Raw genomic sequence first — 11704 nt, forward strand, 5'->3', positions numbered from 1 at the left:
TTAAGAAAACAGAACATGATTTTATTTCTAGTATGTACGTTGCTTACCTGAATGTAATAAGGTAGAGGCAAGCACATTGCCTCTACTACTTATTAAACGTATTATATTGTAGTTGTCTTTATCTATGCTATTACAAAATTGCTTTTTCTTCAAGAATTGTTTGAATTTTCGTCACCATTAAATCAATCGCAACGTGATTATGCCCACCTTCAGGAATGATCACGTCAGCATATCTTTTCGTCGGCTCGATAAATTGATTATGCATGGGTCTTACTACCGAAACATATTGATCAATTACTGAATCAATAGATCGACCACGGTCCTTAATATCTCGAAGCATTCTTCTAATAATTCTAAGATCTGCATCAGTATCTACAAATAACTTAATATCCATTAAGGCGCGGAGTCGCTCATCCTCTAATACTAGTATACCTTCGAGGATGATAACATCTTTCGGTTCTACATGGATTACCTCTTGAGATCTTGTGTGCAGTTTATAATCATAAACAGGTTTATCAATATCTCTATAATCAAGCAGTACTTTCATATGTTTAATTAGAAGGTCATTATCAAATGCCAGAGGATGATCGTAATTGGTTTTGAGTCGTTCCTCCATTGGCAAATCCGTTTGATCCTTATAATAAGAGTCTTGCTCTAATAATAAAATGGAGTGACCTTTAAAATGTTGATATATTGCTTTGGTAACACTTGTTTTTCCAGAACCAGATCCACCAGCGATCCCAATCACAATGGGCTTTCTTCCCATTATTAATTCTCCTTTCGCATCATGTTGTAAGGGAATACTGGACGATCCACTTTAAACTTTACAATCTGAAGTGGGTGTCTTGCAGCATCAAGCTCATTACCATATTCGTCCCAAATTGTATCGACTATTTGTGTGAAGTTTTGAATTTCTGGTCCAAAGAATTCAATTTCGTCTCCTTTTTTAAAGAAGTTACGTTGTTGCAACGTCACGATGTTTGTATCAATATTGAAATCAAGAACAAGTCCTGCAAAATCATAGGTTGTTTTCTTGCTATGATTTCCATACATCTGCTCTTTATACCCAGGAACTCCCTCAAAAAATGCAGGAGCCGTCTCACGGTTTGCACACTTATCTAATTCGTCAATCCATTCTTGTTTAAATACGAAGTTATCTGGATCTGCACAATATTCATCTATCACTTTACGGTAAACACTTACGACTGTTGCTACGTAGTGTATAGACTTCATTCGGCCTTCAATTTTCAGGCTATCAATTCCAACTTCAATCATTTTAGGAATGGATTGAAGTAAGTTTAAATCTTTTGGACTCATTGCAAACGGCGCATCTTCCTCAGCAAATAGTGGGTTTTCGGCTTCACCATTTTGTGCATACAAATCATAGTCCCAACGACATGATTGACAGCAACCTCCACGATTTGAATCACGAGCAGTCATGTGATTACTTAACGTACAACGCCCAGAATAGGCAATACACATTGCACCATGAATGAATGTTTCAATCTCAATATCCACTTTTTCTTTCATTTCTTTAATTTCTTCATAGCTTGTCTCACGTGCAAGTACGACACGTTCTAAACCTTCTTCCTTCCAAAATTGAACGGCTTTCCAGTTAGAAAGAGATTGCTGCGTGCTTAAATGAATTTCAAGTTTAGGTGCTACTCTTTTACACGTCTCGATGATAAGTGGATCTGCCACGATAATACCGTGAACTCCAGCTTCTTGAATACCACTCAGATAATCATCTAGACCGTCAATATTTTCATTGTGTGCAAATATATTTGTGGTTACATAAATTCTCGCTCCATATTCTTTGGCAAAGCGAACTCCCTCTGCCATTTCCTCAAACGAGAAATTATCGGCATTTGAACGCAATCCGTACTCTTGTCCACCGATAAATACAGCATCAGCACCATAGCGAACCGCAATTTTGAGTTTCTCTAAGTTGCCGGCAGGGGCTAGTAGTTCGGGTTTTTTTGTAACAATACGCTTCCCATTCACAACTTGTGAAATTTGACCAATTGCCATATCTTCTCCTCCTTTGTTCTTCATACTCTGTATAAGTGCTTTTACATTACAAGTAACATTCAATCGTCCAGCTTATTAATAAACGGTTTCCTTAAAGAAAAACCCAGTATCAAGCGGACGGTTTGAAGGTTGAATTGCCTCTATACTTTCCAGTAATTCTGCTTTTTGGTCCTCATATGCATCACGATCATCTACGCAGAGATCAATTGCAAGTCGATATTTCTTCGTGACCTCAATCATATATTCCGTGCTTTTTAATATACCATCAATTTTTAATGAATCTATACCTGCATCAATCATTTCTTCCAGTTCGTCAATGATACAAATATCATTAGGACTCATAATATGAGTTCCATTTTCATCTTGAAAGATTGGATATTTATTTTCACGCTCTTTGTCATGCAGAAATAGGGTTTGGTCTTGCGACAGTTTCTCAATTTCCAATGATTTACCTTGGAATTCGTAATAGTTTCCAAGTAGTGTACGTTTTGATTGGAACATACACGTCATTCCATGAACCTGAACCTCTAATTCAACTTCTGCATTTTCTTTCATTTCCACAATCGCATCCATGTTAATTTCACGTGCCAGTACAGCTCTCTTCGCACCTTTTCTTCCCCAGTAATTACATGTAAACCAGTTTGTTGCTGTTGTTTCTGTGTTCCAATGAAGAGGGATTGAAGGCGTTACCTGTTTTGCAGCCATCAAAACGGCCGGATCTCCAAATACAACGGCATCGACCTTTACCTCTTGAAGGAACGTTAAGTAGTCTTCAAGCTCGTCCACTTTTTCATTATGAAAAATCGCATTCATAGCTACATACACTTTTCTGCCTGCAGCATGGGCAATTGAGGTTGCAGTCTTTACATCTTCTCTTGAAAATTCGCCTGCTAAACGTAAGCCGAAACGTTGTTCACCGATCATGATAGCGTCCGCTCCTGCTTCGATTAGAGGCTTCACATCCTCAAGCTTAGTAGGTGTTACTAATAACTCAGGTTTTTTCATTCTGTCACCCTCTTTTTCTTACTAATTGCTATGCCATCCCCAATCGGCAAAATTGTTGTATTATAGTTAGGATTTTGCATTAGCCATGTATTATAATCATGAATCTTTTTGATCAGACTCTTTGTTCTTCTATGTTTATCAGAGTTATCCATTGCAACAAATCCTTTAAATAGGACATTATCACTAATAATTACTCCGTTATCATTGAGTAATTTTTCATATTTCTCAAAAAATCTTGTATACTGCCCCTTTGCCGCATCAATAAAAATCACATCGAAAGTTTGAGTAAGTGACACCTCTAACGCGTCACCTAAGATAATTTCAATCTGATCTTTGGCATTTGCTCTATCAATATAATAAAGCGCTCTATCATAGCGCTCTTGATCTCTTTCTATCGTAACAATGTTCACGTTTGGAATCGTTTTTGCCATTCTTAGTGCAGAATAGCCAATTGCACTTCCCACTTCTAAAATGGAAGTTGGCTCTATAAGCCTTAAGAACTGCATCAGTGCCTCTATTCCAATTAGTTCCATAATCGGAACTTCATTTTCTTTTGCATATCGCTCAATCTCCATCAAAAGAGGCTCTCTCTCAGGAATTAATGCATGCAAATACTGTTCCATTTCTGATGGTACCATCATTATGCCTCCATCTCATCACAACTCGATATATTTTACCACAATAAAAAAGGGAATGCGAACTTTTTTCGCACCCCTTTTTCCTAGTCATAACTGTTATTAGTCTTGGTTTGTAATATATTTTGCCTTAAGTCTGTTGTGCTCATCCAAAGTCTTCGCGTAATGGACTTCGCCATCCTTTGCTGCAAGGAAGTATAAGTAATCTGTTTCTCCTGGGTTAATCGTTGCTTTGATGGACATTTCACCAGCATTCGCAATCGGTCCAACTGGAATACCTGTTATCACATATGTGTTATATGGTGACTCTACTTCTAAATCATCATATAAGACACGATCTTTATGTTCACCTAGTGAATATAAAACAGTCGGGTCAGTTTGGAGCTTCATGCCCTGGTCAAGTCTGTTATAGAAGACACTCGCTATCTTCTCACGATCTGTTTTTTGTGTTGCTTCTTCTTCAATTAAAGAAGCAAACGTTAATAATTGGTGAACCGACATATCTTTTTCAATCATTTCTTCTTGATATACTAAAAATATCTCTTCTGTTTTTTCCAGCATTGGGGTAATTAACTCTTCAATACTTGGTTTCTCTTTATAATAAGAATAAGTTGCAGGATATAAATACCCTTCTAGTGGATAGCGAATTCCTTCCTGGAAAATTTCATCTGTTAATACAGTTGGGTACTTCGCCATTAAGTCCTCAAGGAACTTTCTATCATTCAGTTGCGTCATTAATTCCTCTTCGGTATACCCTGTTTTTTCAGAGAGAATCTTCGTAATTTCTACAAGTTGTTTACCTTCTGGTAATGTTAACGAGAATACTGCTTCTTGAAGAATTCTACCCGATTTTAAGCTTGCAATAATTTCATCGAATGTCATTGACTGATTTAGTTTGTAGTCACCAGCCATAAAGCCTGACTCGTTCTTAAACTTCACATAATAACGGAATACTTTGTCATCTTTAATTACTTTGTTTTCTTCTAAAATTGATGCAATCTTTCGAGACGAAGAGCCAATTGGTATCGTTACTTCGATAGGCTTTTTATCTTTTGGGTCAACTGGTTCTAACGCAGATTTAATATATAAATAACCAAACGTTATAACTGAACCTATTATTAAAAATATTACAATCGTAGAAATCAATACTATTCTTCTTACTAGCTTCGCTTCTTTATGTTTTTCTAATAGTTTCTCTTTAAATTCCTCTTTATTTGAATCAGAACCGATGGAAGTCATCGATGTCCCCTCCCCTCAACAGTCCTATTATACTACAATTTCCATCTATTTCGTCAATAAATCACAAAAATTTCATACAGTTATTTCCTTTTTCTGTTCCATTGCTATCGAAAGGTGATCTTAAGGGAAGGATTCTTCTAATATATTGCACATATACAGTAGCTTAGGCTAGGTCGTTCCATTCCACTGCAGACACTTGCTTTCCGCGGGGGAGAAAGTGTCTTCCGTTCCATTACACTATACAAAAAAATTGAATTCAAAAGAAACAAAACATAGAACAAAAGGCTCGGGCCGCCCCGTTTAGCCTCAGGCATAGCAAATGTTTCGGAGTTAATAAAAGGGTGTTCTTCCCTTTTATTAACTCCTTGTTATTTGACCTCAGGCGGGCTTGGTGCTGGAGCTGGACTCAAAAGACACACACTTAGTTATACACAAGTGATATATTTTATAATTTCCTTAACAATAAAAAAACGAGCCCATAGGCTCGTTTCATTTATTACTCTCCGTCTTCCTCTTCGTCAAGGAAAGCGTTTAGCATTTCTTCGATCATATCCCACTCTTCTTCTGTTTCAATAGGTGATAATTCACCTTCATCGTTTTCACCTTGCTTGAAGCTTGAAGCATGAATCTCAATGTCCTCTTCATCTTCGTCTGTTCCAAGTGGATAGTATAGTACGTAAGATTTACCGAATTCTTCGCTATCAAATGTGAAGAGTACCTCACATAATTGTTCGTTTCCATTATCATCAATAACTGTTATTTGCTTTTCACCGTGTTCCATTTCCTTGTCACCTCATCATTTTTTGCTGTCTAAAAATCCTTGTAGAATAACTGATGCTGCTAGTTTATCAATAACTTTTTTACGTTTTTTACGACTTACGTCTGCCGAAATTAAAATTCTTTCTGCGGCCATCGTTGATAATCGCTCGTCCCATAATTGAACAGGCAACCCGAAGGTCTCCTTTAACATTTCTGCATACATTTGGCATGCTTCACCGCGTGGACCTATTGTTCCGTTCATATTTTTGGGAAGTCCTACTACTATTGAATCTGCATCATATTCTTCAATAATTTCCTTTAAACGTTTAAATCCAAACTCTTTTTTTTCTTCATTTATTTGTATCGTTTCAAGCCCTTGAGCAGTCCAACCCATTTCATCGCTAACAGCTACTCCAACTGTTTTTGTACCAACGTCTAAACCTAATATTCTCATTCTATACCTCAAAATCTCAATCTAGCCACCACCAATGGGGTAGCGACCGCTCCCACTGCTATTAGAGGGAATTCACAAAACTTCTGCAAGTTGGTTAGGGACTATTACTTTCTGTTCGCTAAGTATGACTTTACTAACTCTTCAATTAGTTCATCACGTTCAAGTTTACGGATTATATTTCTAGCGTCGTTATGTCTAGGAATATAAGCTGGATCACCCGATAATAAATATCCAACGATTTGATTAATCGGATTGTATCCTTTTTCTTGAAGCGCATCGTATACAGTGAAAAGTACATCATCCACATTTGTATCAAGTTGCTCATCTTGAATATTGAATTTCATTGTCTTATCAAAAGAGCTCATGTTTACACCTCACTCCCAAGCAAAAGCTTGTCAACATTTACCTTCATTGTACACTAACCAATTCTTATAATAAAGCAATTGAATAAAATTACTCTATTTTTATGTAAGTAGCTGGTGAGACTAGCTCACCAACTTGACTTTATTTAAATAGATTGAACCCATTCTTGTACATATGCTAGTGCTTCGTCTAGCTTGTTTGGATCTTTTCCGCCAGCTTGAGCCATATCAGGACGGCCACCACCGCCGCCGCCACATCGCGTCGCAACTTCTTTAATTAACTTTCCAGCATGATAACCTTTAGAGATTAAGTCTTCAGTTACTCCAGCAGATAGGTTCACTTTATCTTCACCAGAAGCTGAACCAAGGATCACAATACCAGAACCAATTTTTGTTTTCAATTCATCCACCATTGAACGAAGATTGTTCATGTCAGATGCGTTTACTTTACTTGCAAGTACTTTAACACCATTAATTTCTTTAACTTCATTGATCAGATTACCTGCTTGTATATTACCTAATTTAGCAGACATTGATTCATTTTCACGTTGTAATTGTTTCATTTCTCCTTGCAGGGCTTCAATTCTGCCAACGAGATCCTTAGGATTTGCCTTTAATTTGCTAGAAGCTTCTTTTAGAAGATTGATTTGGTCATTCATAACACCGTATGCAGCTTTACCAGTAACAGCTTCAATTCTTCTTGTTCCTGCACCAATACCAGATTCAGATAAGATTTTAAATAAACCGATCACAGCAGAGTTCGGCACGTGACAACCACCACATAATTCTAAGCTGTATTCACCAATCTTTACTACGCGTACAACATCTCCGTATTTCTCACCGAATAAAGCCATAGCTCCCATAGATTTTGCTTCATCAAGAGACTTATTTGAGATTTCGACTTTAATACTCTCCCATATTTTCTCGTTAACGATGGATTCTATTCTCTCTAATTCTTCTTGCTTTACCTGTCCGAAGTGAGAGAAATCGAAGCGGAGGCGATCTGGAGTAACTAATGAACCAGCTTGATTAACATGAGTTCCTAAAACATCCTTAAGAGCCTGGTGTAATAAATGTGTAGCCGTATGGTTTTTAATAATATCTGCGCGGATACTAGTATCAATTTGCGCAGTAACCTGCATTCCTTTTTGAAGTGTTCCTTCTTCAACGAATACGTGATGTAGGTTTTGTCCATTTGGAGCTTTTTGTACATCCTTAACGAATACTTTTACCCCATTAGAAAGGATATATCCTTTGTCAGCAACTTGGCCACCACTTTCAGCATAGAAAGGAGTTGTGCTTAACACGAGCTGTCCTTCTTGACCGGAGACAAGCTCTTCCACAAATTCATTTCCACTAACAATTTGAAGGATGGTTGAACTCTCTTCATAGTTTTCGTATCCAACAAAATCACTCTTGTCTGTTATATCACCGAGTACGCCGCCTTGAACTTGCATTGAGCCTGTGTCTTGTCTAGCAGCTCTTGCTCTTTCACGCTGATTTTCCATTTCCTTTTCAAAGCCAGCATGATCTATCGTCATTCCTTCTTCTTCTGCGTACTCTTCTGTTAACTCTACTGGAAATCCGTACGTATCATAAAGTCGGAAAACATCAGCCCCTGGAATTACCGTTTGATTTTGTTCTTTTTGAGACTTCATGACAGATGATAGGATCGCAAGTCCATCATGTAACGTTTCATGGAAACGCTCTTCTTCATTTTTTACTACCTTCTGTATGAACTCTGTTTTTCCTTTTACTTCCGGATAGAATTCCACCATAATGTCTGCAACAACAGGTACTAGCTCAAACATAAATGGTCTTTGAATAGTAAGTTGCTTAGCATACCGAACCGCTCTTCTTAATAATCGACGTAATACATATCCTCTGCCTTCATTAGAAGGAAGTGCCCCATCTCCTATAGCAAAAGTTACAGTTCTAATATGGTCAGCAATTATTTTGAATGCAACGTCCTTCTCTTTTGTTTCACGGTACTTTTGTCCAGAAATTTGTTCAGTAGCCTCGATGATTGGGATGAATAAATCTGTATCAAAATTTGTAGGCACATCTTGAATAACAGACACCATTCTCTCAAGACCCATTCCTGTATCGATGTTCTTCTTAGGAAGTGGAGTGTACGTTCCATCTGGATTATGGTTGAACTGAGAGAACACTAGGTTCCATACTTCTAAATATCGTTCATTCTCACCGCCAGGATATAGTTCTGGATCGTTCAGGTCATCACCATAATTCGGTCCACGATCATAGAAAATTTCTGTATTCGGTCCACTTGGTCCTTCACCGATGTCCCAGTAGTTTCCTTCTAAGCGGATAATGCGCTCTTTGGGTATACCAATATCTTCAACCCAAATTTTATATGCTTCTTCATCTTCTGGATGAATGGTTACTGATAACTTTTCAGGGTCAAACCCAATCCATTCTTTGCTCGTTAAAAACTCCCATGCCCAGTGAATGGATTCTGTTTTGAAATAATCACCGATTGAAAAATTGCCAAGCATTTCGAAAAATGTATGATGTCTTGCTGTTTTTCCGACGTTTTCGATGTCATTTGTTCGAATTGATTTCTGAGCATTACAAATACGTGGATTTTCAGGTATTACTCGCCCGTCAAAATACTTTTTTAATGTTGCTACACCACTGTTAATCCATAGTAGTGATGGATCTTCATGTGGTACTAGAGGTCGACTAGGTTCAACAGTATGACCTTTTTCTTTAAAGAAATCTAAAAACATTTGTCTTACTTGTGCTGATGTTAAATACTTCATCTTTTTATCCTCCTAAATTAATTTCCAATAAAAATAAAAAAACTCCCACCCCTGTTATAAAAACAGGGACGAGAGTTAGCTCGCGGTACCACCCTGATTATGATTACAAAAGACTGTAATCATCACCTCAGATTTCTGTAACGTAGAAAGACGGTAGATTTTTTCTACACTCTGGAGTAGCCTTCAGTTAACCTTCACCTAGAATTCCTCTCAGCCGATCCGGGAATTCCTCTCTTTAAGATGGACTTTAACTTACTCGTTCCTTCATTGATTTTCTTATTATGTCGCTATTATAGACAACTCAAAAGTCGTTTGTCAATGCTGCTTTGTAAAATGGGCTTTTGCATGGATTATCGTCACCTTAAGAATGGCAAGCATTGGGACTGCAAAAATGAGTCCAATTACTCCTCCTATTTCTCCTCCTGCTATTAAAGCAAACATGATAAAAACAGGATGCATATGCAAACTTTTCCCGACTATCATAGGTGATAATAAATTACCTTCAATAAATTGAAGAGTGAATATTAATATGCCTACCCATAACACCATTTTCCCAGAGACTGTTATGGCAATCAATAAGGCAGGAACTGCTCCGATAATTGGACCAAAGTACGGTATAATATTTGTAATCCCTATAATTGTTCCGAGTAAGAGAGGATATTTCATGCCTATAATCCATAGACCTGTTGTTGCAATAATTCCAATAAGAAAGCAGACAAGCAATTGACCTCTAATATAGCTACCTAAAGACTGGTCTATATCCTTTAAAAACCGAATTCCAGAACGTCTGTATCGTCGAGGTGTCATATACCAAACAGATTTTTTGATCATGTCGTAATCTTTTAACATATAAAACACAATAAACGGAATGATTGCGATGATTAGAATGTAATTAATAATTCCTTTGATTGCATCAATGGCAGATGCCAATGTCGAGGCAATTCCTTCTTCAACTGAAACTAGCGATTCCTCAATTCGTTCATGTAACCCCTCCGGCAAGCGACTAGTTTGTTCATCAATCATATTCGTCCAGCCTCTGTAGGTCTCAAAAATAGCAGGAACGTTATTACCAAATTCTTTAATTTGAATTAGAATTTGTGGAATTCCTTTATAGAGCGCTAGTCCTAAACTCCCAAAAAATAATACATAAATAATTAAAATGGATAAAGGCCGAGGAATGTTTTGAGCATGTAATTTTTCTACTAGAGGATGTAGCAAATAAGTGATAAATGAAGCGAGAATAAAAGGTACAATAATAGCTAGAAGTGCTTGATAAATTGGATTCCAGAATGGTTCTAGACGAATGAAAATAAAGATACACAATAAAAGTAAAAGAAGAGCTACTAAACGTGAGATCCACTCTATATTAATTTTTTTCACCAGATGACCCTCCCTTCGTTAATGTGAGCCAAATGATGACAATTCATTCATAAAAGCACATGCATATAAGAATTAGAAAAACTCAGCCAGCATCAAGTCCGTGACGGGTGGTACTTGCTCTAGTCTTTTTTTATACGGTTTGCATTATGGATAAAATAAAAAAGGACCCCAAAGGGATCCTTTTTTAGCTTACATCATTTTTGTAACTCGTTTGCGGAGTTGTTTCATCGTACGGTTAGACATAAGATTATTTCCCCTTGCCATTTTGTACGCGTAAGCACCTACACCTAATGCAACTAACGTTGTCATCGTTCTGTTCATGCTCAAATCACTCCTTAAGTTGTAGTTTACATATTGATGATTCGATCCTCTTCACCGAATAAATCATCTAACGAACTTAATGTTCCGTCTTCTTCTACTTGATGAAGATTGAGTATTCCTTTTGATACGGAGAGTTCAATAAAGCAATTCCAACAATAATATTGATTCACACCAATTTTTCCGATATCTTTACTTTTACAATTTGGGCACTGCACGGGTAAGGGGCCTCCTCAGGTTACGTGTTAATTTCGATTAGGATTATATCTTGTCCGAATTGAAGGGGATTTGCTGTTTTCACAACTTTTTTTCCTTCGGTAATATCGGCAAAAAAACCCTCTGATACTTCATACCCTATGATTGTGCCCAAATTCTCATCAAAGTATACATCCTCGACAATTCCCAACTTTTCTCCTTCAGTTGTAAAAAGCATTTGGCCGATTAATCCATGACCGTGGCATAGATAATGGCCCTCCTTATCATATCCAACTGATTGAGATTCTTCATGGGGTTTAATCATTACCCCATCATGTCCAAAGGATGTAATATCTTGAACGGGAATATGACGATCTCGACCAAAGAGGCCCTTTTGGTCAATAACAATGGAATCAATATTCCCTTCTATTGATAGCTTCAGATCGGATACATGCCCAATAATCTCACCCGTACTTTTATTAAATACAGGTTGTCCTTTAAGAAGAGTAAACGTTCGCAAAAGTACCCCCACCCTTTCCGAAC

Annotated in this window: 13 protein-coding genes and 1 other annotated feature; all 13 genes read right to left on the reverse strand. The window is 37.3% G+C overall.

The window, feature by feature from the left end:
• Positions 1-130: 130 nt before the first annotated feature.
• Positions 131-766, reverse strand: a complete 636-nt coding sequence (gene udk / locus JR050_RS18615; protein WP_204205169.1) for a uridine kinase — start codon at positions 764-766, stop codon at positions 131-133.
• Positions 767-768: 2 nt separating this feature from the next.
• Positions 769-2031, reverse strand: coding sequence for a peptidase U32 family protein (locus tag JR050_RS18620; protein ID WP_204205170.1), 1263 nt, complete (start codon positions 2029-2031; stop codon positions 769-771).
• Between the two features lie 75 nt (positions 2032-2106).
• Positions 2107-3036, reverse strand: a complete 930-nt coding sequence (locus tag JR050_RS18625) for a peptidase U32 family protein (RefSeq protein ID WP_204205171.1) — start codon at positions 3034-3036, stop codon at positions 2107-2109.
• Positions 3033-3674, reverse strand: a complete 642-nt coding sequence (locus JR050_RS18630; RefSeq protein ID WP_204205277.1) for an O-methyltransferase — start codon at positions 3672-3674, stop codon at positions 3033-3035. The genes JR050_RS18625 and JR050_RS18630 overlap by 4 nt, the downstream gene beginning before the upstream one ends.
• Positions 3675-3773: 99 nt before the next feature.
• Positions 3774-4910 carry an endolytic transglycosylase MltG gene (mltG, locus tag JR050_RS18635; protein ID WP_204205172.1) on the reverse strand — a complete coding sequence of 379 codons (1137 nt, stop codon included), beginning with the start codon at positions 4908-4910 and terminating at the stop codon, positions 3774-3776.
• Positions 4911-5406: 496 nt separating this feature from the next.
• Positions 5407-5691: a DUF1292 domain-containing protein gene (locus JR050_RS18640; RefSeq protein ID WP_204205173.1), complete on the reverse strand. Its 285-nt coding sequence runs from the start codon at positions 5689-5691 to the stop codon at positions 5407-5409.
• 15 nt (positions 5692-5706) lie between these two features.
• A complete protein-coding gene (ruvX, locus tag JR050_RS18645; protein WP_204205174.1) occupies positions 5707-6123 on the reverse strand; it encodes a Holliday junction resolvase RuvX in 417 nt (138 codons plus the stop codon).
• A gap of 104 nt (positions 6124-6227) precedes the next feature.
• Positions 6228-6488: an IreB family regulatory phosphoprotein gene (locus JR050_RS18650; protein ID WP_149218382.1), complete on the reverse strand. Its 261-nt coding sequence runs from the start codon at positions 6486-6488 to the stop codon at positions 6228-6230.
• 143 nt (positions 6489-6631) lie between these two features.
• Positions 6632-9268: an alanine--tRNA ligase gene (gene alaS / locus JR050_RS18655; RefSeq protein ID WP_204205175.1), complete on the reverse strand. Its 2637-nt coding sequence runs from the start codon at positions 9266-9268 to the stop codon at positions 6632-6634.
• A 61-nt stretch (positions 9269-9329) separates the two neighbouring features.
• Positions 9330-9545: a binding site (T-box leader), on the reverse strand.
• Positions 9546-9583: 38 nt separating this feature from the next.
• Complete coding sequence (locus JR050_RS18660; protein ID WP_204205176.1) at positions 9584-10648, reverse strand: AI-2E family transporter; 1065 nt, start codon at positions 10646-10648, stop codon at positions 9584-9586.
• Between the two features lie 189 nt (positions 10649-10837).
• Positions 10838-10969: a YrzQ family protein gene (locus tag JR050_RS18665; RefSeq protein ID WP_204205177.1), complete on the reverse strand. Its 132-nt coding sequence runs from the start codon at positions 10967-10969 to the stop codon at positions 10838-10840.
• A 26-nt stretch (positions 10970-10995) separates the two neighbouring features.
• The gene (locus JR050_RS18670; protein WP_204205178.1) at positions 10996-11184 is read right to left on the reverse strand and encodes a hypothetical protein; all 189 of its coding nucleotides are present in this window, start codon (positions 11182-11184) and stop codon (positions 10996-10998) included.
• A 20-nt stretch (positions 11185-11204) separates the two neighbouring features.
• Positions 11205-11681, reverse strand: a complete 477-nt coding sequence (locus JR050_RS18675) for a PRC-barrel domain-containing protein (protein ID WP_204205179.1) — start codon at positions 11679-11681, stop codon at positions 11205-11207.
• Between the last annotated feature and the right edge of the window lie 23 nt (positions 11682-11704).

Origin of the sequence: Bacillus suaedaesalsae, from assembly GCF_016890225.1 — a bacterium.
Taxonomy (GTDB): Bacteria; Bacillota; Bacilli; order Bacillales; family SA4; genus Bacillus_BS; species Bacillus_BS suaedaesalsae.

Excerpts from the sequence above, each read along its gene's own strand:
- mltG (WP_204205172.1), bottom strand. The coding sequence starts at position 4,910 with ATGACTTCCATCGGTTCTGATTCAAATAAAGAGGAATTTAAAGAGAAA.
- ruvX (WP_204205174.1), bottom strand. The coding sequence starts at position 6,123 with ATGAGAATATTAGGTTTAGACGTTGGTACAAAAACAGTTGGAGTAGCT.
- JR050_RS18620 (WP_204205170.1), bottom strand. The coding sequence starts at position 2,031 with ATGGCAATTGGTCAAATTTCACAAGTTGTGAATGGGAAGCGTATTGTT.
- JR050_RS18625 (WP_204205171.1), bottom strand. The coding sequence starts at position 3,036 with ATGAAAAAACCTGAGTTATTAGTAACACCTACTAAGCTTGAGGATGTG.
- JR050_RS18630 (WP_204205277.1), bottom strand. The coding sequence starts at position 3,674 with ATGGTACCATCAGAAATGGAACAGTATTTGCATGCATTAATTCCTGAG.
- alaS (WP_204205175.1), bottom strand. The coding sequence starts at position 9,268 with ATGAAGTATTTAACATCAGCACAAGTAAGACAAATGTTTTTAGATTTC.
- udk (WP_204205169.1), bottom strand. The coding sequence starts at position 766 with ATGGGAAGAAAGCCCATTGTGATTGGGATCGCTGGTGGATCTGGTTCT.
- JR050_RS18640 (WP_204205173.1), bottom strand. The coding sequence starts at position 5,691 with ATGGAACACGGTGAAAAGCAAATAACAGTTATTGATGATAATGGAAAC.
- JR050_RS18650 (WP_149218382.1), bottom strand. The coding sequence starts at position 6,488 with ATGAGCTCTTTTGATAAGACAATGAAATTCAATATTCAAGATGAGCAA.
- JR050_RS18665 (WP_204205177.1), bottom strand. The coding sequence starts at position 10,969 with ATGAACAGAACGATGACAACGTTAGTTGCATTAGGTGTAGGTGCTTAC.